Annotated in this window: 24 protein-coding genes and 2 tRNA genes; 10 read left to right on the top strand and 16 right to left on the bottom strand. The window is 56.2% G+C overall.

The window, feature by feature from the left end; translation table 11 throughout:
* Positions 1-108: 108 nt before the first annotated feature.
* Together B498_RS14775 and B498_RS14780 are read left to right on the top strand one after the other, a co-directional pair.
* A complete protein-coding gene (locus B498_RS14775; RefSeq protein ID WP_008500606.1) occupies positions 109-891 on the top strand; it encodes an MBL fold metallo-hydrolase in 783 nt (260 codons plus the stop codon).
* A gap of 72 nt (positions 892-963) precedes the next feature.
* Positions 964-1599: a carbonic anhydrase gene (locus B498_RS14780; RefSeq protein WP_008500605.1), complete on the top strand. Its 636-nt coding sequence runs from the start codon at positions 964-966 to the stop codon at positions 1597-1599.
* A gap of 28 nt (positions 1600-1627) precedes the next feature.
* Here B498_RS14780 and B498_RS14785 read toward each other — a convergent pair whose 3' ends face one another.
* From B498_RS14785 to mdtK, 4 genes are all read right to left on the bottom strand, one after another.
* Positions 1628-3223 (bottom strand): FAD-NAD(P)-binding protein, encoded by a 1596-nt coding sequence (locus B498_RS14785; RefSeq protein ID WP_008500604.1) that lies wholly within the window; start codon positions 3221-3223, stop codon positions 1628-1630.
* A 119-nt stretch (positions 3224-3342) separates the two neighbouring features.
* Positions 3343-3419: transfer RNA gene (locus tag B498_RS14790), tRNA-Val, on the bottom strand.
* Positions 3420-3423: 4 nt separating this feature from the next.
* Positions 3424-3500: transfer RNA gene (locus tag B498_RS14795), tRNA-Val, on the bottom strand.
* Positions 3501-3653: 153 nt separating this feature from the next.
* A complete protein-coding gene (gene mdtK / locus B498_RS14800) occupies positions 3654-5027 on the bottom strand; it encodes an MdtK family multidrug efflux MATE transporter (protein WP_032622812.1) in 1374 nt (457 codons plus the stop codon).
* 225 nt (positions 5028-5252) lie between these two features.
* On the opposite strand from mdtK, the gene B498_RS14805 reads away from it, so the two are divergent.
* Positions 5253-5894: a riboflavin synthase gene (locus B498_RS14805; RefSeq protein ID WP_008500602.1), complete on the top strand. Its 642-nt coding sequence runs from the start codon at positions 5253-5255 to the stop codon at positions 5892-5894.
* A 31-nt stretch (positions 5895-5925) separates the two neighbouring features.
* Here B498_RS14805 and cfa read toward each other — a convergent pair whose 3' ends face one another.
* Both cfa and punC read right to left on the bottom strand, forming a co-directional pair.
* Positions 5926-7074, bottom strand: a complete 1149-nt coding sequence (cfa, locus tag B498_RS14810; RefSeq protein ID WP_008500601.1) for a cyclopropane fatty acyl phospholipid synthase — start codon at positions 7072-7074, stop codon at positions 5926-5928.
* A gap of 298 nt (positions 7075-7372) precedes the next feature.
* Entirely contained in the window at positions 7373-8572 is a 1200-nt protein-coding gene (gene punC / locus B498_RS14815) for a purine nucleoside transporter PunC (protein WP_008500599.1), read from the bottom strand.
* 114 nt (positions 8573-8686) lie between these two features.
* On the opposite strand from punC, the gene punR reads away from it, so the two are divergent.
* The gene (gene punR / locus B498_RS14820) at positions 8687-9598 is read left to right on the top strand and encodes a DNA-binding transcriptional activator PunR (RefSeq protein WP_008500598.1); all 912 of its coding nucleotides are present in this window, start codon (positions 8687-8689) and stop codon (positions 9596-9598) included.
* Between the two features lie 17 nt (positions 9599-9615).
* Here the strand turns inward: punR and purR are convergent, their stop codons facing one another.
* A complete protein-coding gene (gene purR / locus B498_RS14825) occupies positions 9616-10641 on the bottom strand; it encodes an HTH-type transcriptional repressor PurR (RefSeq protein WP_008500597.1) in 1026 nt (341 codons plus the stop codon).
* A gap of 297 nt (positions 10642-10938) precedes the next feature.
* On the opposite strand from purR, the gene B498_RS22855 reads away from it, so the two are divergent.
* Both B498_RS22855 and B498_RS14835 read left to right on the top strand, forming a co-directional pair.
* Positions 10939-11028 (top strand): YnhF family membrane protein, encoded by a 90-nt coding sequence (locus tag B498_RS22855; RefSeq protein ID WP_008500596.1) that lies wholly within the window; start codon positions 10939-10941, stop codon positions 11026-11028.
* 163 nt (positions 11029-11191) lie between these two features.
* A complete protein-coding gene (locus B498_RS14835) occupies positions 11192-12358 on the top strand; it encodes an MFS transporter (protein WP_008500595.1) in 1167 nt (388 codons plus the stop codon).
* A 38-nt stretch (positions 12359-12396) separates the two neighbouring features.
* On the opposite strand, the gene sodB is transcribed toward B498_RS14835, so the two are convergent.
* Positions 12397-12978, bottom strand: a complete 582-nt coding sequence (sodB, locus tag B498_RS14840) for a superoxide dismutase [Fe] (RefSeq protein WP_008500594.1) — start codon at positions 12976-12978, stop codon at positions 12397-12399.
* Between the two features lie 122 nt (positions 12979-13100).
* The gene (locus B498_RS14845; RefSeq protein ID WP_008500593.1) at positions 13101-13874 is read right to left on the bottom strand and encodes a C40 family peptidase; all 774 of its coding nucleotides are present in this window, start codon (positions 13872-13874) and stop codon (positions 13101-13103) included.
* A gap of 338 nt (positions 13875-14212) precedes the next feature.
* On the opposite strand from B498_RS14845, the gene grxD reads away from it, so the two are divergent.
* Positions 14213-14560 carry a monothiol glutaredoxin 4 gene (grxD, locus tag B498_RS14850; RefSeq protein WP_003832760.1) on the top strand — a complete coding sequence of 116 codons (348 nt, stop codon included), beginning with the start codon at positions 14213-14215 and terminating at the stop codon, positions 14558-14560.
* 75 nt (positions 14561-14635) lie between these two features.
* On the opposite strand, the gene rnt is transcribed toward grxD, so the two are convergent.
* The 5 genes from rnt to eptA all read right to left on the bottom strand — a co-directional run bounded on the left by rnt (position 14636) and on the right by eptA (position 19317).
* Complete coding sequence (gene rnt, locus B498_RS14855) at positions 14636-15295, bottom strand: ribonuclease T (protein WP_008500592.1); 660 nt, start codon at positions 15293-15295, stop codon at positions 14636-14638.
* 95 nt (positions 15296-15390) lie between these two features.
* Positions 15391-15798 carry a lactoylglutathione lyase gene (gene gloA, locus B498_RS14860; RefSeq protein ID WP_008500591.1) on the bottom strand — a complete coding sequence of 136 codons (408 nt, stop codon included), beginning with the start codon at positions 15796-15798 and terminating at the stop codon, positions 15391-15393.
* A 100-nt stretch (positions 15799-15898) separates the two neighbouring features.
* Positions 15899-16996 carry an alkene reductase gene (locus B498_RS14865; protein ID WP_008500590.1) on the bottom strand — a complete coding sequence of 366 codons (1098 nt, stop codon included), beginning with the start codon at positions 16994-16996 and terminating at the stop codon, positions 15899-15901.
* Between the two features lie 54 nt (positions 16997-17050).
* Positions 17051-17650, bottom strand: coding sequence for a TetR/AcrR family transcriptional regulator (locus tag B498_RS14870; protein WP_008500589.1), 600 nt, complete (start codon positions 17648-17650; stop codon positions 17051-17053).
* Between the two features lie 41 nt (positions 17651-17691).
* Positions 17692-19317 carry a phosphoethanolamine transferase EptA gene (eptA, locus tag B498_RS14875; RefSeq protein ID WP_008500588.1) on the bottom strand — a complete coding sequence of 542 codons (1626 nt, stop codon included), beginning with the start codon at positions 19315-19317 and terminating at the stop codon, positions 17692-17694.
* A gap of 149 nt (positions 19318-19466) precedes the next feature.
* On the opposite strand from eptA, the gene B498_RS14880 reads away from it, so the two are divergent.
* From B498_RS14880 to sodC, 3 genes are all read left to right on the top strand, one after another.
* The gene (locus B498_RS14880) at positions 19467-19706 is read left to right on the top strand and encodes a DUF1289 domain-containing protein (protein ID WP_008500587.1); all 240 of its coding nucleotides are present in this window, start codon (positions 19467-19469) and stop codon (positions 19704-19706) included.
* A gap of 48 nt (positions 19707-19754) precedes the next feature.
* Positions 19755-20651, top strand: a complete 897-nt coding sequence (locus B498_RS14885) for an aldo/keto reductase (protein WP_008500585.1) — start codon at positions 19755-19757, stop codon at positions 20649-20651.
* 80 nt (positions 20652-20731) lie between these two features.
* Positions 20732-21250, top strand: a complete 519-nt coding sequence (gene sodC / locus B498_RS14890) for a superoxide dismutase [Cu-Zn] SodC (RefSeq protein WP_008500584.1) — start codon at positions 20732-20734, stop codon at positions 21248-21250.
* On the opposite strand, the gene B498_RS14895 is transcribed toward sodC, so the two are convergent.
* Together B498_RS14895 and B498_RS14900 are read right to left on the bottom strand one after the other, a co-directional pair.
* Entirely contained in the window at positions 21229-23262 is a 2034-nt protein-coding gene (locus B498_RS14895) for an FUSC family protein (RefSeq protein ID WP_008500583.1), read from the bottom strand. The two genes, sodC and B498_RS14895, sit on opposite strands and share 22 nt — an antisense overlap.
* Positions 23262-24122 carry an HlyD family secretion protein gene (locus B498_RS14900; RefSeq protein ID WP_008500582.1) on the bottom strand — a complete coding sequence of 287 codons (861 nt, stop codon included), beginning with the start codon at positions 24120-24122 and terminating at the stop codon, positions 23262-23264. The genes B498_RS14895 and B498_RS14900 overlap by 1 nt, the downstream gene beginning before the upstream one ends.
* Position 24123: the final 1 nt, after the last annotated feature.

Genomic DNA, 24123 nt, shown 5'->3' with positions numbered 1-24123 from the left:
CGGTTTTTGATACTGGCACAGTATAGGGTAAAAAACGCCAGCAATGTACCTCGCAGCACATAAGGATAATCCCTGCCATACTCTGTGCTTTATCACTGAGGAGCGTTCATGATTACACTCTGTAGAACCTGCGGTACTTCTTATGAGGGAACGCCGGAGAGATGTGCCATTTGCGAGGATGAACGTCAGTATGTTCCGGCCAGCGGCCAGGCGTGGATCGATTACGCGACGGTAACGGCGACACACGCCAACAAATGGCAGCAGCTGGAGCCGCAGTTATTCAGTATCAAGACGGTACCCGCTTTTGCCATTAACCAGCGGGCACTGCTCCTGCGTACTCCCCACGGTAACATTCTCTGGGACTGCATCGCCAACCTTGATCCTGCAACCCAAACGCTCATCGCCGCACTCGGCGGCCTTCGCGCGATTGCGATTTCGCATCCGCACTATTACACCACGATGCAGGAGTGGGCCGCGGCTTTCGACGCGCCGGTCTATCTGCACGTAAGCGATAGCGAGTGGGTGATGCGCGACAGCCCGGCGATTCATTTCTGGGATGGCGATGCGCTGGAGATAGTACCGTCGGTTACGCTGCTGCGTCTCGGCGGGCATTTTGCGGGCGGAACGGTTCTGCACTGGCAGGAGGGCGAGGGCGTTTTACTGGCGGGAGACATTTTGCAGGTGACCCCAGGGAAAGAGGCCGTGTCGTTCATGTGGAGCTACCCGAATATGCTTCCGCTGCCTGCCCGTACGGTTGAGGACGTTACCCGGCGCCTGGCGGGAAAATCGTTCGCCCGTCTTTACGGCGCGTTCGAAGGGCAGAACATTCCGGCAAACGCCGATGACATCGTGCAGCGGTCGGGCCAGAAATATATTGCTTGTCTCAAGTGAAGCACGGTGGGTAAACTTTGCGAGTGTGATCTCGATCATGCCTAAACGAAAACAGATAAAAGAGAAATTGCTATGCAACATATCATTGAAGGTTTTCTCAGCTTTCAAAAAGAGATTTTCCCGCAACGTAAAGAGCTCTTTCGCAGTTTAGCGTCCAGCCAGAATCCCAAAGCGCTGTTTATCTCCTGCTCCGACAGCCGTCTGGTCCCTGAACTGGTCACCCAGCAAGAGCCGGGACAACTCTTTGTTATTCGTAATGCTGGCAACATTGTTCCACCGTTCGGGCCGGAGCCAGGCGGCGTATCTGCAACTATCGAGTACGCGGTAGTGGCGCTGGGCGTGACCGACATCGTGATCTGCGGTCACTCCAACTGCGGCGCGATGAAGGCGATTGCCGATAACGCGAACCTGGAGCCGATGCCTGCTGTATCCCACTGGCTGCGCTATTCCGACGCGGCAAAAGCCGTGGTAGAGAAGAAAAGCTGGGATAAGCCGATCGATAAAGTGAATGCGATGGTGCAGGAAAACGTCTTTGCGCAGCTCAGCAACATCAAGACCCACCCGTCCGTCGCGGTGGGCCTGCGTAATAACTCGCTTCGCCTGCACGGATGGGTATACGACATTGAAAGCGGCAAAATTCTCGCCCTGGATAAAGCGACGAAAAGCTTCGTCTCGCTGTCTGAAAACCCGGAAGTGTTCTTCGAATAATCTCGCGTTGCAGGGCATGGAAGCCCTGTCAGTTCTCCACGTACGGTAACCGACGCCGTATACCTGAGGCCGGTTTTTCAGCCGCCTTCGCCATCGCTTCTGCAATCTCCGCACACTCTGCCAGCCCCTGAACGAAGGGACGATCGTGCATCAGCCACGGTATTGCGCCGAAGGCGATGCGCCCACGAACCGTTTCTGGCGCTTGTAACGTGTAATCCTCGCCGATGTCGGGGATCTCATCGCCCGTCTCCTCAAGCTGTCTGCGCAGCGATGGGAAAGGCAGATCGTTTGTTTTAAGCGGCTTTTGCCCGCGCGCATCAATAAAGACGTCGAAACGATAAACGATCTCTTGTGTGGTGATGACTGTCCGATTGCTGCCGGCATCAAGCGTGTAATCATCGCCGAGCGCCGCCACGCTAATGATGCCGGCCTCGCGAAGCGCAAGCAGACTGCGGATAGACTGCGGCGGGATGGCAGCATAATTATCGATAAACACGCGAGCCAGGCCCTGCTTAAAGCGTTTTCTGTCCTGCTCGCTAAGATGGGGAACGATCTCCTGAACGACCTCATGCAGCCGAAGCACGGTGTAGCGCCATGCCACGGTACGGCGCTCGCGTTTATTGCGTTCAACCTCGTTGAGATTCTCTTCCGCCCAGGTAAAGGGCCCGTGGCGCTTACGATCCTCAAACCAGGCCTCACGAATGGTGTCCGTATTCAGCGTATACAGAGACATTTTCTCGCACCACGCCGGGTCGGCGAGTTCAAGCTCTTTCACCATCAGGGCAAAGACTCGGTCAAGCAGACCATCCGGTCCTTTGGCTATCTCGCTTTCCACTACGAATTCGGTCAATACCGACAGCGGTTCATAAGGGATGGGGCAGTAAAAATCGGCTTCCGGCAGAATGCCCGTCCGGGACATCAGCGTAATGTTTAACCCTTCGCTGCCGCTGTCGAGGATGAATTTACCGTCACGAAACTCGCCGTGCTGCATCACCACCGCCATAGCCGCGTCCAGGCCGCTCAACGAGGTGCCCATAATGCCCACGCGACAAGGGGGAATGCGGGCGTCCATCAGGCCGGACCACGGGCTTGGGAAGAACGTGCGCGTGGCTTCATCCTCCTCTGGCCAGACGTGGCCGGTGGCAATAACCGCCAGGTCGAATTGATCCGGTAAGGTACGGTCGTTGACCGAAATCGTCACGCCGGTTGTCGAAGGGATGATGTCGGTGACCTTCGCGGATTCATGGACCTCAACCTGGAACCCCAGCTTTTTCGCCTCTTTTACGATTGAACGAAAGCTGTCGCGAAAATACTCTCCCAACAGGATCCTGGGCAGGAACTGCCGATCGTGCAGGCTCGCTTTATCAACTTTAAAGTGCGCCAGATGGTCGTCGCTTTGCTCCTTAAGCCAGTCGAGGTAGGTCATAAAAATGGGCGGGATTTCAATGCTCGCAATGTTCGCCAGCATCAGCCGGGAATTATCGTCATCGTTATAGGGCATGCCCACGCCAGCTTCATCGGCCTGTTCAAAGACGGAAACGGAGAGTGGGGTATTGTTATTAAGCAGATGATAAAAGGTGTAAATTCCCGTGGGGCCGGAGCCGATAATCGCGATCTTCTTCATCAACACGTTTCCTGTGTTTCTTTCCATAGGAAAAGCGTAGCAGGAGAATAATGATGAAAATAAGGGATTAAGAAAATTCAGGATAACTGAGGAAAATTTGCACCATTTCAGGACTGAAATGGTGCGTCCGAGTGGACTCGAACCACCGACCCCCACCATGTCAAGGTGGTGCTCTAACCAACTGAGCTACGGACGCAGAATGGTGCGTTCAATTGGACTCGAACCAACGACCCCCACCATGTCAAGGTGGTGCTCTAACCAACTGAGCTATGAACGCAACGTGTTGTCGGTGACAACGGGGACGAATATTAGCGGCACAGCACCGAGGTGGCAAGAGGGAAAATGCAATTTTCTCTCTGAATTCACGCGATTGCTGTATTACCGCGCAAAGTGAAGAGAAAGTAGCCGCCGGGTGGCGGCTACTGCGTATTTAACGTGCAGCGCGTTGCAAAATGATCGTGGATGGCTGGCGCTGCAGGAAGCGCATGCGCATCATCATCATAATCGCCGCCGACGTCAGGCCGATGATAAAGCCCATCCAGAACCCCGCCGGTCCCATGCGGTCCACCACCAGGTCGGTCAGGGCCAGAATATACCCACACGGCAGACCCAGCACCCAGTAGGCGATGAAGGTGATAAAGAAAATGGAGCGCGTGTCTTTATAGCCGCGCAGCACGCCGCTGCCAATCACCTGAATGGAGTCCGAAATCTGGTAAATCGCGGCCAGCAGCATCAGGTGCGATGCCAGTGCGACGACTTCCGGATTGTCGTTATAGAGCAGGGCAATCTGCTCGCGCAGCGCCACGGTAAAAAGCGCCGTGCAAATGGCCATGCAAACGCCGACGCCCAGTCCGGTCCGCGCGGCGGTTTGCGCGTCGAGCGTCGAGCCTTGCCCCAGGCGGAAGCCCACGCGGATCGTCACTGCCGCCGCCAGCGACATCGGCAGGACAAACATCAGGGAGCTGAAGTTCAGCGCAATCTGGTGCCCGGCGACGTTCACTATGCCCAGCGGGGAGACCAGCAGGGCGACCACGGCAAACAGGGTCACCTCAAAGAACAGCGCAAGGGCAATCGGCAACCCTAGCTGCACCAGACGCGTCATGATGCTCCAGTCCGGCGTGCTGAATCTGTTCTCGTTACGAATATCGCGCATGGAGCGGGCGCGCTTCACGAAGGTAAGCATCGAGAAGAACATGACCCAGTAAACGGCAGCCGTTGCCACGCCGCAGCCGACGCCACCCAGCTCCGGCATCCCGAAATGACCGTAAATAAAGACATAGTTAACGGGAATGTTGACCAGCAACCCGATAAAGCCCATCACCATGCCGGGCTTGGTTTTCGCCAGACCTTCACACTGGTTACGCGCCACCTGGAAGAAGAGATATCCAGGCGCCCCCCAGAGCAGGGCGCGCAGATAGCCCACGGCTTTGTCCGCCAGGGCCGGGTCAATGTTATGCATAGCGCGAATGATATGGCCCGCGTTCCAGAGCACGACCATGATCAGCACAGAGACAAACCCGGCCAGCCAGAAACCCTGGCGGACCTGATGGGCAATGCGCTCGCGGCGCCCCGAGCCATTGAGCTGAGCGATAACAGGCGTGAGCGCGAGCAGCAGACCGTGACCGAACAGGATGGCCGGAAGCCAGATTGACGTGCCGATAGCAACGGCCGCCATGTCGGTGGCGCTGTAGCCACCTGCCATTACCGTATCCACAAATCCCATTGCGGTCTGGGCCACCTGCGCGACGATCACGGGTATAGCCAGTGCCAATAACTGGCGCGCTTCATTCATGTACTTCTGCACGTGAACACCTTTATTTTGTAATTATATGAGAGACTAAAAAAGCCGCCGAAACGGGCAGCAAGAAGAAAATGCAGGGGGGTGCCAGCTATTGTAGCGGGCTTTAGCTATTTATCTAGTGAAAAAATCGCCAGAAAATGCGCTCCGCTGGCAACCTGTTTTTCCAACTGTTATTGTGGAGGGATTAAACGGTGTCATCACCGTTCGGAAAAAACAGGAGTTGTAAGCATGTTTACTGGTATTGTGCAGGGCACTGCCAAAGTGGTGTCCATTGATGAAAAACCTAATTTCCGTACTCATGTTGTTGAGCTGCCGGAATATATGCTTGAGGGCATCGAAACCGGCGCCTCGATTGCCCATAACGGCTGCTGCCTGACCGTGACCGAAATTAACGGCAACCAGATTAGCTTTGATTTAATGAAAGAGACGCTGCGGATCACTAACCTGGGCGAGCTGGTGGTAGGCGATACCGTCAACGTTGAGCGCGCGGCGAAGTTCAGCGATGAGATTGGCGGCCATTTGATGTCCGGGCACATCATGACCACTGCCGAAGTGGCGAAAATCGTGACCTCGGAAAATAACCGTCAAATCTGGTTTAAAATGCAGGACCCGTCATTAATGAAATACATCCTCTATAAAGGATTTATTGGCATTGACGGGATTAGCCTGACGGTGGGAGAAGTGACGCCAACGCGTTTTTGCGTGCATTTAATTCCTGAAACGCTGCAGCGCACCACGCTGGGCGCGAAAAAATTGGGGCATCGCGTGAATATCGAAATCGATCCGCAAACCCAGGCGGTGGTGGATACGGTTGAACGCGTGCTGGCAGCTAAAGAAGCCGCAATAATAAAGACCGCAGAAGAAGAATAAAAAATAACCCCGGCTATCCGGGGTTATTTTTTTAGCGTGCGACACGCAGTCCGTGTTCAATCCCCCGGCTGAATACCACCTGCCAGAGCTGAATATCCCGTGCGCGAAACGCCCCCGCGCAGGCATTCAGATAATAGCTAAACATCCGTTTGAATCGTTCTGAATAGTTGTCCGCAATCTCGGGCCAGGCTTTCTGGAAACGTTCATGCCACGCCATTAAGGTGGTGTCGTAGTCCGCGCCAAAGTTATGCCAGTCTTCCATCACGAAATGGGATTCACTGGCGTTGGCGATCTGGCGAACGGAAGGTAAACAGCCATTCGGAAAGATGTATTTATTGATCCACGGGTCAACGTTATTGTCGGTCCGTTTAGAGCCGATGGTGTGCAGCAGGAAGAGCCCGTCCGGTTTCAGATTACGATCCACCACCTCAAAGTAGGTATCGTAGTTTTTTGGCCCCACGTGCTCGAACATGCCGACGGAAACGATCCGGTCGAACTGCTCGTTCAGGTCACGGTAGTCCTGCAGCCGGATATCCACATCGAGACCCTGACAGCGCTCTCGCGCCATTTTTTGCTGTTCCGCTGAGATCGTCACGCCGACCACGCTGACGCCATAGTGCTTCGCCATAAAATACGCCAGCCCGCCCCAGCCGCAGCCGATATCCAGCACGCGCATGCCGGGCTGTAGCTGCAGCTTTTCACTGATCAGACGCAGCTTGGCCTGCTGTGCTTCCTCAAGCGTCGACGCGTCTTTCCAGTAGGCGCAGGAGTATTGCATGAAAGGGTCCAGCATGCGGCTGAACAGGTCATTGCCGAGATCGTAATGCTCTTTGCCGACGATCCAGGCGCGTTTTTTACTTTGCAAGTTAAACAGTCGGGCAGAGGCGACACGCAGAGTGTCTTTCAGATTGCGGGGGAGTTGATTTTCCAGACCGGCACGCAACACGCTGGCAAAAAAGATATCCAGCCGTTCACATTCCCACCAGCCATCCATATAACTTTCTCCCAGGCCTAGCGACCCTTCCCGCAACACGCGTTTAAAAAAGTCGGGATGTTTAACCTGGGGATCGGATGGCGAAGATCCGTTGATAGTGATGCCTGCTCGACCTAACAGTTCACTGACGATCCGGGACCAGTTGTCGTCCGGAACGCTGACTTCTTCTATACACGATGAACTCATAGCTTCTCCATCACCCTGATGTGATCAGAACCTTCAAACAGCGTAGACGCTTTTTTTGGTTTGTGAGAAATCTCACGGTAAATACCGCGAGGCTAGTATCCGACGTAGAACAGAGGAAGGGAGATAACCCTTGCCGAAATGCCTTCCATGGTAAAACGGGAGCACTCCGGCTCCCGTTAACACTTAATATTTATCGTATTTAATCGAACCAAATTTAGTATAGGCCTCAAAATTTGGTGATTCAATAGAAAATTGTTAGCAACCTAATCACTGAAATGTAACATGATTTCTGGCGCAATCAGGCATGCGAAGTTTCCACCTGCGCGCCGTTATCCTGCTCGCGCTGCGCGGACGCCTGCATGCGAAAACCCAATACCGCCAGCGCTACGGTGAACAGCATCACGCTGGTGGTGGTCAACAGCGGCGTGGCAATCAGCGCCGAGACCACCAGACTTGCGAGGAAGCAGAGACCCAGCTGCAGGGTATTTTGCAGCGCGGCGGCGCGGCCTGTCGCCTGCGGGAACGGACGTAACGCCTGTGCCACCACGATCGGGTAGATCGCTCCGTTTGCCACGGCCATCACGCAGAAGGGGATCAAAATTTCTGCCAGGCCCGCGCCCGGAATAAACCCGACGGCCCAGGTGCCGATGACGCTCAGCGCATAGAGCACCAGCAGCCAAGGCAGCATCTGCTGACCTTCCCATTTTTGCAGCGCCGCGCGGCAGCCGTACCCGCCCACCAGGAACGCGATGGTCTGCGGAACATAGCTCAGACCGATGGCCGCCGGGCTGTAGCCCATATCGTGCAGAATAAACGGCGAGCCGGTGAGCCACGCGAAGAAGCTGGCCGAACAGGCGGCATAAATCAGGACATTCCCTCGATACGCTTTGGCGCTCAGCAGGGAGGTGAAGGTAATCGGCGTCGCGTCGGCATGCGCCTCTTTTTTATGCGCGGGCTTAAGGGCAAACGCCGGCAGCATCAGTACCAGCGTGATGGCAAACAGCGTGGCAAAAATGGCCTGCCAGTCAAAGTGCGCGAGGATCCAGCTGCCCAGCAGCGGAGCCAGGGCAGGGGAGAGGCCCACCAGCGGCATAATGGTGGCGAAAATACGGTTTGTGCGATTAGCCGGGTAGTAGTCGGTGACCAGCGCCTGCCAGGTCACCGCCGCGGCACAGACGCCCACGGCCTGAACGAAGCGCAGCACCAGCAGCCAGGTAGCATCGCGTACCCACAGCATCCCCAGGCAGCCCACGGCAAAAATGGCCAGACCAAGCAGCAGCACCGGTTTACGGCCGAAGCGATCCGAGAGCGGTCCCCAGAGCAGCTGGGCGAAAGCAAAACCGGCAAGGAACAGGCTCAGGCTGGCGCTGATGGCCGCGGCAGGGGTTTGCAGGTCTTCCTGCATCGCGGCAAACGCGGGCAGGTACATGTCGGTGGCCAAAAAGCCCAGCACGCTTAAGCCGCCGAGCCAGACTAAAAATCCTTTCCTGGGTTGCATTCTTTTATTCTCCTGAGGAGGCAGGTGTACGTTGGCGCAGAGTGTAGGGAGTGCAAAGCGGCTTGTGAAACGCTAATATTTGGCGGGTGCATTCAAATTTTTTGCAGGCAGAAAATGTGGTCAGATTATTCTCTTGAAGTGGTCGATGCTGTTGCGCGTAACGGCAGCTTTAGCGGTGCAGCGCAGGAGTTGCACCGCGTCCCTTCGGCCATCAGCTACACGGTGCGTCAGCTTGAGGAGTGGCTGGCGGTTCCGCTGTTTGAACGGCGGCATCGCGACGTGGAATTAACGCCCGCCGGAGCATGGTTTTTGAAAGAAGGGCGTTCTGTTATCAAAAAAATGCAGATCACCCGCGAACAGTGTCAGCAGATCGCCAACGGCTGGCGGGGGCATCTCGCCATCGCGGTAGATAACATCGTGAAGCCGGAACGCACCCGACAAATGATCGTGGATTTCTATCGTCATTTCTCTGACGTCGAGCTACGGGTCTCGCAGGAGGTGTTCAACGGCGTCTGGGATGCGCTGGCGGACGGCAGGGCGGAGATGGCGATTGGCGCGACGCAGGCGATCCCGGTCGGGGGACGTTACGCCTTTCGCGACATGGGTATGCTGAGCTGGAAATGCGTGGTGGCCAGCGATCATCCTCTGGCAGCGATGGAAGGTCCGCTGAGCGACGATACGCTGCGCAACTGGCCGTCGCTGGTGCTGGAGGATACGTCCCGTTCATTGCCCAAGCGTATCACCTGGCTTCTGGACAACCAGCGGCGGGTGGTGGCTCCTGACTGGGAATCATCGGCGACGTGCCTCAGCGCCGGGCTGTGCGTCGCGATGGTGCCCGCTCATTTTGCGCGTCCGCGCATCGATACCGGAGAATGGGTTGAACTGACGCTGGAGAATCCGTTCCCGGACGCGGCCTGCTGCCTGACCTGGCAACAAAATGATGTCTCGCCCGCCATGGCCTGGCTGCTGGATTATCTGGGGGACAGCGAAACCCTAAACCGGGAATGGTTACGGGAGCCAGCGTAGCTGGCCCCGTCAAGGGATTAACGACGGTAGTCGCGGAACGGACCGTCCGCAACGGAACGGCGTTCAATCAGGCGCGGGTGAACTTCAATGGACTGCGACTCTTCGCGCTTGTTGACGATCCTGTCCAGCAGCATATTGAAGGCCGTTTCGCCCAGCGAATCTTTTGGCTGGTGAATGGTTGTCAGCGCCGGGGTGAAGAAGCGCGCGTTACGCACGTTGTCATACCCGATCACGGAAATATCCTGCGGTACGCGCAGACCCAGCTCATCGGCGGCGCAGAGCGCGCCCATGGCCATGATGTCACCGCCGCAGAAAACGGCGGTCGGGCGGTGCGGCTGGGAAACGATCTGCTGCATCGCGCGGTAGCCTGATTCCGGCTCAAAGTCGCCCTGCACGATCCAGTTTTCCGGCACGGTGATGAGCGCTTCTTCCATCGCTTTCATAAAACCGGCCAGACGGCCCGCGCCGGTGTTACGCTCCAGCGGACCGGGGATCACGCCAATCTCGCGGTGACCGCGTTCGATCAGGTAACGACCCGCCATGTAACCGCCTTCGAAGGCGTTGTCGATGACGGAGTCGGTGAAGTCCGCGCGCGCTTCACCCCAGTCCATGACCACCATGGGGATATGGCGATACTCTTCCAGCATCGACAGCACGGATTCCGGGTACTCGGAACACATGACCAGCAGGCCATCGACGCGCTTTTGCGCCATCATCGACAGGTAGGCACGCTGTTTTTCTATGCTGTTCCACGCGTTGCCCAGAATCAGGGTATAGCCTTTCTGGAAGCAGTTCTTCTCTACCGCTTCTATGATCTCGGCAAAATAGGCCGCTTCACTGCTGGTTGCCAGCAATCCAATGGATTTGGTGTGATTAACCTTGAGGCTGCGCGCAACCGCACTTGGCGAATAGTGCAGCTCTTTGATTGCTGCCCAGACGGCGTTGCGCGTCTCTTCCGCCACAAAGCGGGTTTTGTTAATTACATGTGATACGGTTGTAGTGGAAACGTTTGCGCGTTTTGCTACGTCTTTAATTGTTGCCATTAAATGTCACTCCAGACCATATCCTAAACTCCTGAAAAACTTGAAGGTAAACGTTTGCCTTCTCTCACCCTTATCACGCAATCTTGAATTGCGGCACGCCGGGAAAACGACACGGGACGTCAGGAGGGGGTCAATGGCCGGTACGCTAATAAATTTAGCGTGGAATTTTGTCCTATCTTGATGAAAAGGGGAAGAGGTAAAGTGTTTATCAGCCTAAATCCAGGAAGATTTTTGACGTAAATTATGCAAAAATGAGCAGGCTCACTTTTCGTGGGGGGATTAAAAGGAGAAAAATTGATGAGTTCCGATCTGAAGTTTTCGCTGTTCACCACCGTGGTTGTGCTGGCTCTGATTGTCGCGGCGGGTCTGACGGCCGCGCTGCACTGATTTACGCGGAGGGAGAGCCTTCTCCCTCCCGCTCCCCCCGATTGTTACTCCTAAGGCAAAAATCTTTTGCCATTTTGTTAACTTCTCATTTTTTGTGATTGATGTCATGCTTTCCGCTTCTTTGTTCTGTGTCACCACATGACACGGCATCCGGAGTTGACGCATGAAAATCAATTTTCCCCTGCTGGCCCTGGCGATTGGCGCTTTTGGGATTGGCACCACTGAATTTTCCCCGATGGGGTTACTGCCCGTTATCGCCCGCGGCGTGGACGTCTCGATCCCTGCGGCCGGCATGTTAATCAGCGCCTACGCCATTGGTGTGATGGTGGGGGCGCCGCTGATGACGCTTCTTCTTTCACACCGCGCGCGCCGCAATGCGCTGATTTTCCTGATGGCGATTTTCACCCTCGGCAACGTGCTTTCGGCCATTTCGCCGGACTACACCACGTTGATGCTGTCGCGTATTCTGACCAGCCTTAACCATGGCGCGTTCTTTGGGCTGGGGTCGGTTGTGGCGGCAAGCGTGGTGCCGAAACACAAGCAGGCCAGCGCCGTAGCCACCATGTTTATGGGCCTGACCATCGCTAACATCGGCGGCGTTCCTGCGGCAACCTGGCTGGGCGAGGTCATTGGCTGGCGGATGTCCTTCCTGGCGACGGCCGGACTGGGCGTGGTCGCGATGGTGGCCTTGTTCTTCTCCCTGCCAAAGGGCAATGCCGGAGAACGTCCGGAAGTGCGTAAGGAGCTGGCGGTGCTGATGCGCCCGCAGGTGCTCTCTGCGCTGCTGACCACCGTGCTGGGGGCAGGGGCGATGTTTACCCTCTACACCTATATTTCACCTGTGCTGCATGACATCACCCACGCAACGCCTCTCTTTGTGACCGCGATGCTGGTGCTGATTGGCGTGGGCTTCTCGATTGGCAACTATCTCGGCGGGAAATTTGCCGACCGTTCCGTGAGCGGAACGCTGAAGGGCTTCTTAACCCTGCTGATTGTTATCATGATCGCCATTCCGTGGCTGGCGCGCAACGAGTTTGGTGCCGCGATCGCAATGGTCGTCTGGGGGGCTGCAACGTTCGCGGTGGTGCCACCGCTGCAGATGCGCGTGATGCGCGTCGCGCATGAAGCGCCGGGCCTCTCATCCTCGGTCAATATTGGTGCTTTCAACCTGGGCAATGCGCTCGGTGCGGCGGCCGGTGGGGCCGTGATTTCCGGTGGGCTGGGGTACAGTTTTGTGCCGGTGATGGGGGCGATTGTTGCCGCGCTCGGTCTGCTGCTGGTGATGATGTCGGGTCGTAAACAGCCAGAAGCAGCCTGCGCTGCGGAATAAACCAAAAACGCAGAAGGGCGAACCCTTCTGCGTGTCTCTTACGCGGTGAAGTTCTTCGCCACAAAGTCCCAGTTAACCAGTGCCCAGAAGTGCTCCAGGTAGTTAGGGCGCGCGTTACGGTAATCGATGTAGTAAGCGTGTTCCCATACGTCCACGGTCATCAGCGGCTTCGCGCTGGTGGTCAGCGGGGTGCCTGCGTTAGAGGTAGACACGATAGCCAGTTTGCCATCCGCCTCTTTGACCAGCCACGTCCAGCCTGAACCGAAGTTCTTGATGGCGGCATCGGTGAATTTCGCTTTGAATTCCGCGAAGCTGCCAAAGGCGGCGTTGATGGCGGTAGCCAGTTCACCGACAGGTTCGCCACCGGCGTTTGGCGCCAGGCAGTGCCAGTAGAAGGTGTGGTTCCATACCTGAGCGGCGTTGTTGAATACGCCCCCCTCAGCGCTGCGGACGATCTCTTCCAGCGTTTTGCCTTCAAAATCGGTGCCCTTGATCAGGTTGTTCAGGTTGGTGACGTACGTCTGGTGATGCTTGCCGTAGTGATATTCCAGGGTTTCCGCAGAAATGTGCGGGGCCAGGGCGTCTTTTGCATACGGTAGTGCAGGTAATTCGAACGACATTGCTTCTCTCCTTATTGTATTTTGTGTTGCCAATAACCACACAGACAACAAGGACAGGATAGCAAATTGAAAGGGTATGCAAAAGAGGAACTTACCCTGCCACGGGTGTGGCAGGGCCGGGGTTAGCGAATGGTTTTCGGCGTCATCACGCGGCGTGCGCCGACGTAATGGCGCACCCAGTAGTCTTCACTGAGCGAGGTGATCTGAATATCCTGGCCGCTACGCGGTGACTGGATGAATTTTCCGTTGCCGACATAGACGCCAACGTGGTCAGCCGTCCCGCGGCCCTGCGTGCGGAAGAAGACCAGATCGCCGTTCTCCAGCTCTCCACGGTTGACCGGGGAAGCATCGCGCAGGTGGTACATCTCGTTGGCGGTGCGCGGAATGCGGAACTTGACCAGATCTTTATAGGCGTAATAGACGAGGCCGCTGCAGTCAAAACCGGTACGTGGCGAAGTCCCGCCCCAGTGATACGGTTTGCCAATCTGCCCCATCAGCTTGTTCATTGCGGTTTTTTGCGCTTTCTGGACGCGCACTTTATGCACTTCCGCTATTTTGGTGACCTTGGTGCATTTCGCCTTATGGCCTTTACGTGCGATGCATTTTTCAGTCACGAGGTTAGCGGCGGTTTGCGAAGCTTTACTTTTGGCGGTGTGGACAGTGCGGGAAGAGGTGGTTTTCGTCTTGCTGGAAGCGGTTTTTTTAGTCTGTGTGGTTGTCTTTTTCTTGTCGTTCTTAGCGGTGGTTTTTTTCTTACGTTCTGTGGCTTTCACCAGATGGTTTTTTTGTACAGCAGAATGCCGCGCCTGCTGAGAGGCGTTTGCCACTGGCGTGAAGGTGAGTGAAGTAAACAGTAAAGCACAGAGCGTGATCGAGATTTTAGTTATCCGCGCCACTGGGCAGTCCCCTGATAAATGCAGGTCATCAATAATACCCGCGTGTGATTTACAAAGCCCGTCGATTCTAATCCATAAAAAGCCAGAAAGTTAATAGCATTTTTCAATCTACGATCCTGTTTCGTTAGCAAGTGCAAAAAAATTCATCGTTCTGTCGTACATTTGCCCATTCCCTAAGCAAAACCCTGACTGACGCAGGGGTAAACACCATTTGCAATGCAACTTTTCATCACTCGGAGTAGAATGTCTATACGTGACAAAAATGTTATTTTCCGATGCCAGTCTGAACCGCTACAATGTCAGACGAATGCCGTAACAGAAGTTAAAGGAAGCAAGACATGAGCACCACTATTGAAAAAATCCAGCGCCAGATCGCTGAAAACCCGATTCTGCTGTATATGAAAGGTTCTCCAAAGCTGCCAAGCTGCGGCTTCTCCGCGCAAGCGGTTCAGGCGCTGTCTGCCTGTGGTGAGCGTTTTGCTTACGTTGATATCCTGCAGAACCCGGACATCCGCGCTGAGCTGCCTAAGTACGCGAACTGGCCGACCTTCCCACAGCTGTGGGTAGACGGTGAACTGGTTGGCGGCTGCGATATCCTGATTGAAATGTATCAGCGCGGCGAACTGCAGCAGCTGATCAAAGAAACCGCGGCGAAGTACAAAACGGAAGAGCCGGACGCAGAGTAACTTTCTGCGGAAATAAAAAAGCGACCTGCTATGTGGTCGCTTTTTTTTTGTCGGGTGGCGCTGCGCTTACCCGACCTACGATTGGCGCTCGGCCTCATCATCCATCGGCAGTGGCCAGCCGCCCAGACGCTTCCAGCGGTTGACGATCTCACAGAACAGCTCTGCGGTACGCTCCGTGTCATACAGCGCGGAGTGCGCCTGCGTGCCGTCGAACGGAATGCCAGCCGTAATACAGGCCTTTGATAACACCGTTTGTCCCAGCGCCAGGCCGCTCAGCGCGGCGGTATCGAAGGTCACAAACGGGTGGAAGGGGTTGCGCTTGAGCGCGGCCCGCTCGGCGGCGGCCATGGTAAAGCTGTGATCGAAGGTGGCGTTATGAGCCACCATAATGGCGCGGCTGCAGTTGCTCTCCTTCATGCCTTTGCGCACCATTTTAAAAATGGCGTGCAGCGCATCATATTCACTGACGGCACCGCGCAACGGGTTATGCGGATCGATACCGTTAAACGCCAGCGCTTCCGGCTGTAAGTTTGCCCCTTCGAAAGGTTCAACGTGGAAATGCAGCGTGGTGTCCGGTGTAAGCCAGCCCTGTTCATCCATCTTCAGCGTGATGGCGGCAATTTCGAGCAGCGCATCGGTTTTAGCGTTAAATCCGGCTGTTTCTACATCAATGACAACGGGATAAAAACCACGAAAACGGTCGCACAGACCGCTAAATTGAGCGTTATCGGACATCAGGGTCTCTTACATGGGGAAAAAGCAGAGCGCATTATGGCAAATTTTGCGGGGTGATGCAGTAAAACTACGGGCGCACGTTGCGCCCTGAGGGATCAGTTGCCCAGACCGCGACCGGCGTCTTTGGCTTCAATCAGCTCGATTTTGTAACCGTCCGGATCTTCCACAAACGCAATCACGGTGGTGCCGCCTTTTACCGGGCCCGCTTCGCGCGTAACGTTACCGCCATTTTTGCGAATGCGTTCGCACGCGTCGGCCGCGTTGTCCACTTCCAGCGCGATATGGCCGTAGGCCGTGCCCAGCTCATAGCTGTCAACGCCCCAGTTGTAGGTCAGCTCGATCACCGCTTCATCCGTTTCCGGGCCGTAACCCACGAACGCCAGCGAGTATTTGTATTCCGGGTTTTCGCTGGTGCGCAGCAGCTTCATGCCCAGGACGTTAGTGTAGAAATCGATTGAACGTTGCAGGTCGCCAACGCGCAGCATGGTGTGAAGTAGGCGCATAATTTCCTCATTAACCAATGGAATAAAAAAGCTTTTTGAACAGAAACGATGTTTTAGTATAGCGGCGAAGTGTCGCCGCTATCAATGAACAATGGCGAGATTACAGAGAAGGGTAGTCGGTGTAGCCTTCCGCGCCGCCGCCGTAGAAGCTTTCCGGACGCTGCGGGTTCAGCGCCGCTTTTTTCTGCAGACGGGCAACCAGATCCGGGTTGGCGATGTAGTCGCGGCCAAACGCGACGGCATCAATCAGCCCTTTGCCGATCAGGTCTTCGGCTTTCTCTGGGGTATAGGCGCCTGCACCGATGATCACGCCGTGGAAGCGCTCGCGCACTTTCTGGCGGAAGGCTTCAGTGTAAGGCTTACCGCCAGCCCAGTCAGGCTCGGACATGTGCAGATAGGCAATACCGCGCTTGGCCAGCTCTTCAATCAGATAAAGCGCGTCCGCTTCCTCGTTCGGGCCGTTGTCGACGTTCTGGAAAGACCCAATTGGGGAGACGCGGATCCCGATACGGTCCGGGCTCCACTCCTTGCATACCGCATCCACCACTTCCAGCACCAGACGGGCGCGGTTTTCGACGCTGCCGCCGTACTGATCGGTGCGATGGTTTGACGACGGTGACAGGAACTGGTGCAGCAGGTAGCCATGCGCGGAGTGCAGCTCAATCAGGTCAAAGCCGGCTTCACGGGCGTTGGCCACGGCCTGACGGAAGTCGTTAACAATCCCCGGGATTTCGTCCAGCTCCAGCGCGCGCGGCATAGAGGTATCCACGCGGATCGCATTGCCGTTTTCATCGCGCAGGGACGTACGGGTATTGGCGCTCAGGGCCGACGCGGAGACCGGTGCCTGACCGCCAGGCTGGATGCTGCTGTGTGAGATACGACCGGTATGCCACAACTGGACCGCAATGCGGCCCTCTTCAGCGTGAACGCCCGCGGTGATTTTCTGCCATGCCGCGATCTGTTCCGGGCTATGGAGGCCCGGCGCACCGGCGTAACCCTTCGCTTGAGCAGAGATCTGCGTGGCTTCCGTAATGATCAGGCCAGAGCTTGCGCGTTGACGGTAGTATTCGCCCATCAGCGGGGTTGGGATGTCACCCGGCTCAATGCTGCGCAGACGGGTCAGCGGAGCCATGAACACGCGGTTTGGCGCCGTGACGGCACCCACTTTCAAGGGGGTAAACAGTTTTTCAGCTGACATAAAGACTCCTGAGTAGACCAGTCGACTAGTAATAAGATAAATAAAAAGCGCCCGTTATACGCCAGGCGCAGTAATGCTGTTTTTCACATGTGCCAGCGCGCTTTCCAGCGGCACGGCACTGCGCGAAATTTTTGCCTGCAGATTGGCCCCTAACCACAGGGAATAGAGCACCTGAGACTGCATTAAGGGGTCGCCGGTAAAGGCCAGCGTTTTTTCGTCGCGGCCTTTTTCCAGCGCCTGTGCCAGCAGGGCGATCACGCCGCGGGCACCCTTATCCATCGCCGAGCGCATATCTTCGGAAAGATCGCACACCTCGGCAGACAGCTTGACCGTCAGGCATCCGCTGATAATGCCCTGCTGACAGAACTGGTTCAGCGTTTCCTGATAGTAGTTCAGAACACGATCCCGATAGTTTCCTTCACCCGACGCAAAGTGGGTCGCCAGACGCTGGTGGTAGCCCGCGTAATGACGCTCCAGCATTGCCACGCCAAAGGCTTCTTTGGACCGGAAGTAGTGATAAAACGACCCCTTCGGTACCTCAGCGGTTTTTAATAACTCGCTCAACCCCATACCGGTAAACCCGCGATGCATGCAAAGACGCTCGCCGGTTGCCAGGAGATGTTCGCGGGTATCGTGTTCAGTATTTCTGCTCATGGCCGCACTCTAATAGACCGTTCGGTCTAATGCAAGCGAGTTTATTGCCGACATGTGCTCAGAATATCCAGCTGCTGTTGATAAACGTTTGATTTCACGTCCATCATACCCAGTACGGTCGAGAACAAATTGTCCTGGGAAACCGCATTTTTTGCAGCGTGGTCACGTAAACACTGTTCATTGATGCCAAAGTTTTTCGCGTAGTCCGGTGACAGCCAGAACATAAACGGAATGTGCGTTTGCTGCTCCGGCGCCAGCATGTACGGCGTACCGTGCAGATAAATGCCGCTTTCACCCAGTGACTCGCCGTGATCCGAGAGATAAATCAGGGCGGTGTTCATGCTTGCCTGGCGCGCTTTCAGCGCATCAATGGTTTTGCTGACCATGCTGTCGGTATACAGGATGGTGTTGTCATAGGTATTCATCAGCGCCTGATGGTAGCAATCCTGAATTTCATTGGTGTCACAGGTTGGGGTGAATTTACGGAAATTGTCCGGGTAACGGCGATAGTATGCCGGACCGTGGCTCCCCATCAGGTGGATAACCAGCACCGTGTCCTGCTTCAGACCATCCAGCACGTTGTCCAGACGGTAGAAATTCACATCATCAATACAGGATTTGTCTTTGCAGAACTGATCCAGATTCCACTGCGTCATATCGGTATGCGGCACGCGATCGCAGGCGCCTTTACAGCCGCCGTCGTTGTCGCGCCAGAGCAGGTTGATCCCCGCATGCTTCAGCACATCGAGCAGACCTTCCTGATGGTGAGCCAGGTCGGCATCGTATTTGCTGCGCGTCATGCCCGAGAACATGCACGGAACGGAAACGGCGGTTTCGGTGCCGCAAGAGGAGGCCTGCGGGAAGTTAATCACATCCTGCTTTTTCAGCTCCGGGTTCGTTTCACGATCGTAACCATTCAGGGAGTAGTTCGCCGCGCGAGAGGCTTCCCCAACGACCAGCACCAGAACGGTTTTCTTTTGCTGGCCGGTAATCAACGGTCCTTTATGGGCATCTTCGCCAATCCGCACCAGCGTTTGATCGCCTGCAAACCAGCGCATTTTGCTGTACTTCACCACGGCGCTGACATAGTTGGCCGGGGTCACCATTTTGACGATGCTTTTGTTGTTGCGAAACAGCGACGCGTAATCTTTATAAAACAGCGCCGCAATCAGGATAATCACCAGCAGGGCACCGAGCATCGCGGCGACGCGCGTCAGCAGGGCATACCACCATTTCCCGGTATGAATGCGGGTCAACGCCAGCACCACGGAGGGAACGAGGCCTGCGATAACAATCCACAGAATCATCTGCGGGGTCACCAGGGCTGTCGCTTCCTGAGAGTTGGTTTCGAACACGTTCACAATCATGTTCTGATCGATCACCGCGCCGTAGGTGTACATAAAGTAGGTGGCCGCGGCGCATCCGACCGTTAAGACGATCAGCAGCGGCTTACGGATATAGGGGATATTCAGCAGGCTAAAGACAATCACCCAGCCGCAAAACAGCACCAGCGGTACGGACGCGGCAAAGAGGATGTCGTGCAGGTGCGCAGGGGCAATAATGGCCCAGCTGCGCTGGATAAACAGCCCGTTGATTAGCGTAAAGAAGAGTGCACAGCCCAGAGTAAATTTAATGTCGTTACATTGTAACTTTTTGATTAACCACATCGATCGGTAAACCTGTCATTGTCATGATGGGCCGAGTATAAAGCGGGAAGATTAGTGAAACCTTAATGCCACAAATATGTGGTATAGGCCTTGCACGTGGCGCGTTTAGCGTCTTCACTGTAGGTGAGAGTGGTTATCCGGAGGTGAGTGTGGCAGAGCAGCTGGAGTTTTTCCCCATCCAGAGCCCGTGCCGGGGGATTTGTCAGGTGGATGAACGCGGATATTGCCGCGGGTGCATGCGTACCCGCGACGAGCGTTTTAACTGGCAAAACTTTAGCGACACGCAAAAGCAGGAGGTGTTACGCCTCTGCCGTCAGCGTCTTCTGCGCAAAATACGCGCAAACAAAGCCGGTGAGACCGAAGAACCCCAGCAACCTTCACTTTTTTAACACGGTAATTGCGTATACTCATGACATCACGTCCTTGAGGAAAATGTTATGGTTCAGCGAATTACCCTTGCCCCCCAGGGGCCAGAATTCTCCCGTTTTGTGATGGGCTACTGGCGTCTGATGGACTGGAATATGTCCCCCCTCCAGCTGGCGAGCTTTATTGAAGAGCATATCGATCTGGGCGTTACCACGGTCGACCATGCGGATATTTACGGTGGCTATCAGTGTGAAGCCGCATTCGGCGAGGCGCTCAAGCTGGTTCCGGCACTCCGCGACCGCATGGAGATCGTCACGAAGTGCGGGATTGCCACCACGGCAAAACCGGAACACGCCCTTGGGCATTACATCACCGACAGCGCGCATATCATCAGGAGCGCTGAGCAGTCTCTGGTCAACCTGGCGACCGACCGTATCGACCTGCTGTTAATCCATCGCCCGGACCCGCTCATGGATGCCGACGAGGTAGCTGAAGCCTTCCTGAACCTGCATCAGAGTGGCAAAGTGCGTCACTTTGGCGTTTCAAACTTTACCCCGGCGCAGTTTGCGCTGCTTCAGTCTCGTCTGCCGTTTACCCTCGCTACCAACCAGGTGGAGATCTCCCCGGTACATCAGCCGCTGCTGCTGGACGGGACTCTCGACCAGCTGCAGCAGCTGCGCATTCGCCCGATGGCCTGGTCATGCCTGGGAGGCGGACGCCTGTTCAATGATGATGAATTCCAGCCGCTGCGTAACGAGCTGGACACCATCGCCCGCGAGCTGAACGCGGAGAGCATCGAACAGGTGGTTTACGCCTGGATCCTGCGTCTGCCGTCAAAACCGCTGCCGATTATTGGTTCTGGCAAAATTGAACGCGTGCGTTCTGCACTGGCCGCTGAAGAGCTGCAGATGACCCGCCAGCAGTGGTTCCGCATCCGCAAGGCTGCGCTGGGTTACGACGTGCCATAAACCGCCAGAAGATGACTTTCCGGTGAAATCTTTGCCCCTGGTATACACTTAAGGGGCAAAAAATAACCAGCGGAGGTCATATGAAGCGTTTTGCTCTGGCAATGGTCGCGCTGGTTGTTTGCGCAGGGGCGCAGGCAGCCAGCGACGAAGTGGAAATGAATCTCGTCACCTCTCAGGGGGTAGGTCAGTCCATCGGAACAGTGAAAATCACGGAAACCGATAAAGGACTGGAGTTCGCTCCCAACCTCAAAGCACTCCCTCCCGGTGAGCATGGTTTTCATGTTCACGCTAAAGGAAGCTGTCAGCCCGCGTTAAAAGAGGGGAAACCGTCGGCTGCGGAAGCGGCAGGCGGTCACCTTGACCCGCAGCACTCCGGCAAGCATGAGGGCCCGGAAGGCATGGGACATCTGGGCGATCTGCCCGTGCTGGTGGTCAATAACGACGGTAAAGCCACCGATCCCGTTGTCGCGCCGCGGCTGAAAAAGCTGGATGAGGTGAAAGGCAAAGCGCTGATGATCCATGTCGGTGGCGACAATATGTCCGATCAGCCTAAACCGCTTGGCGGCGGCGGGGCGCGTTATGCCTGCGGCGTGATCTGATCTCCAATCGTACCCGGCGGTGGTGCCTGTTCCAGCTGCGACAGCGAGCAGTGCAGCCGCCAGATTATCGAGGCCAAATCGCGGGCGGCGGGGAGATGATGTCGTGCAAGCGTATCGCAGATCCGCTGCAGTTCATTCAGCGTGGCTTCCAGCGGCCGCTGCTGGACCCCGCGTTCGCTCATGACATCACGCAGCAGGGAGATGCAAACGTCACGCACCTGCGACAGCGGGTCGGAACGCGTTTCCCACCCGCGAAGCTGCCAGACCACGTGCGAGCAGTTCAGCAGCACCACGCCCCAGCGCAGCAGCCAGCGCCGGGAAAGCGCGTCCTGGCTGTTATTGAGCTGGCTGACGTGATGATAAACCAGCGATTCATACTCACTCTCACGAAGATGCGGCTTGCGGCTGAGCTGGTCGACAAACCCCCGGCGTAACTCCCGGATATGCCTGCGGCTTTTGCGGGCATCGGAGCCGGGACGCAGCACCGCGAAGACCAGCCACGCCAGCCCCACGCCGAGGATCTTTGCCAGGTTGTCATTGAGAAAATCGGCGTAATCGTACACCGGTGGATTCGTCACGGAGATAAACGAGCCCATAAAGACAATCAGCTGTCCCCACAGTCCCGCCAGCTTCGGCATCTGCAGCTTGAGTAGCTGCATGGTGGTCAACAGCGGAAAGAGGAACAGCAGGAACTGCCAGAGATCGCTTATCTGCACCATCAGGCCAAACTTCACCACGAAACTGAACAGCGACAGCAGCACCAGGGTGCGCAGCAGGAGCGTCAGCGAGTTAAACGGCGAGGCCGCGACGGAGTAAAGCACGCAGCTGATGGCGGCGAGCGTCAGGGCCGCCGTACCGGACTCCCACTGCGTGGTGATACTCCACGCGCCCACCAGCATCAGCGCGCAAAAGGTGCGAAAACCGCTCCACAGCGCCTCCAGGTAGTCAGTATGGCGGGCGAGAGCCGGGCTCCCGGGAACGTTGAACTCCGTAACCGGCGTGGCGTTCTCAACCGCGTTAATCCAGCGGCTGCTGCGCAGGTAGAGGCGGCAAAAGTAATTCAACCGCTGCCAGAAGGCGCGATGGCGATAATCATATTCATCCACGGGGGCGAGCGGGGCGATTATTCGCGCGACCGTGTAGATGTCTGCATCCGGGCGCGCAAGGGCCACGAGCAGCGTTTCTATCACCGCGCGCGTGTTTTCCGGCGGCGTCGGCCAGTTGAGCAGCATCCGGCGCAGGCTGGAGATGGCGCTGGTCATGCGCAGCTGCTGGTGCAGTAAATAATTAAGCAGGGTGTTCTGACGGCGAAAGCGGTAGTGGCTCCAGAACGCCTGAATACGCAGCAGATTCATCGTCAGGATCTGTCCTATCACCTTTTCATGCGCGAGGCGGATCTCATCGCTGGTATCCGGTTGCCAGAGCAGGCTCGCGTGCTCAAGCAGCCGGGTGTGCATGGTCTTGAGGGCGGTGATAAGCGCGGTGCCGTCGGAGGTGCTGGGGAGGATCATCATCATAAATCCGCCGCAGAGGATCCCGACAATCACTTCGCAGACGCGCGCCTGTGCAATATCCCACAGCTCGGTGGTATCGAGCACATTCACCACCGGGAAGGCAATAATGGCGGCGGTATAGCCCGCCAGCTGGAAAGCGTAGGCGACGTTGTTGGTGAAATGGGCGCAGGCCCAGGTACAGCATCCCAGCCATGCCGCCATGCTCAGCAGGAACAGCCATGGGTCGTTCAGAGTGTGGCCGGCGATAATTAACGCCGCCGTGGCACCCAGCAGGCTGCCGGCGATACGCCCAAGGCTTTTACTGATCACCCCACCAACGGTGGGAAAACTCACCACTGCGGCAGAGGTCATCGCCCAGTACGGCTCATCCAGGTTCAGGTAATAGGCGACGGTCAGCGCCAGACACATGGCAATGCCGTTACGCAGCGCGTAGCGCCACTGAGAACGCGTCGCTTTCATCCACGGCGAGTTTTGCCAGGAGAGCGCCTGCAGCTTCATTAAGGGGTTCCGATGGAGACAGTGCAGGTGGTGCCGGATACCAGCGTGATGCCCTGCGGTAAATGGTCAAACTCCACGCGAACAGGCACGCGTTGAGCGAGACGCACCCAGGGGACGTTCGGCTTGATATCCGGCACCAGGCCGGAATCTGTTTCAACGCTTTGATCGTAAATGGCGCGACCAATGCTGGAGACGTGACCCTGTAACCTTTGCGAACCGCTGTACAGCGTAATCGCTGCTGGCGATCCCTCGCGAATATGCCGAAGCTTGGTCTCTTCGAAGTAGCCCACTACGTAGAAGGAGTGGCTGTCGACCAGGGCGAAAACGGGCTGTCCCGTGGTGGCATAGTTACCCACGCGGGCGGAAAGGTTGGTCACCCATCCATCGACAGGGGCGGTAATCACGGTTTGGGTCAGCTCCCACTGCGCCTGCTTCAGCGTCGCCTCAGCCACGTTGACGCTCGCCTGCATCGCCTTAACGTTGAGGTTGGCGGTGTCTAAATCTTCCGCGGAGATGTAGTTTTGCGACAGGTGACGGCGGCGGTTGGCCTCGTTGTTGGCCTTTGCCAGATCAGACTGGGTTTTTGCCAGCTGCGCCTGGGCATTCAGAATCGCGATATGGTACGGGGTGTCGTCGATTCGAAATAAAACCTCTCCCTTTTTAACGTACTGGTTATCCTTAACCAGCAGCGACGTAATGCTTCCCGATACCTGCGGGGTAATGCTGACCTGCTCAGCGCGAATCTTGCCGTCACGCGTCCAGGGTGACTGCATGTAATAATTCCAGAGCCACCATCCGGCGACCAGCGCAAGGACCAGAACAAACAGGGTGGAAAAGTACTTCAGCGTTTTCAGGGGCATA

This window comes from Enterobacter sp. SST3, from assembly GCF_000286655.1.
GTDB classification, from domain to species: domain Bacteria; phylum Pseudomonadota; class Gammaproteobacteria; order Enterobacterales; family Enterobacteriaceae; genus Enterobacter; species Enterobacter roggenkampii.
This window is presented reverse-complemented; position numbering and strand designations above follow the sequence as displayed.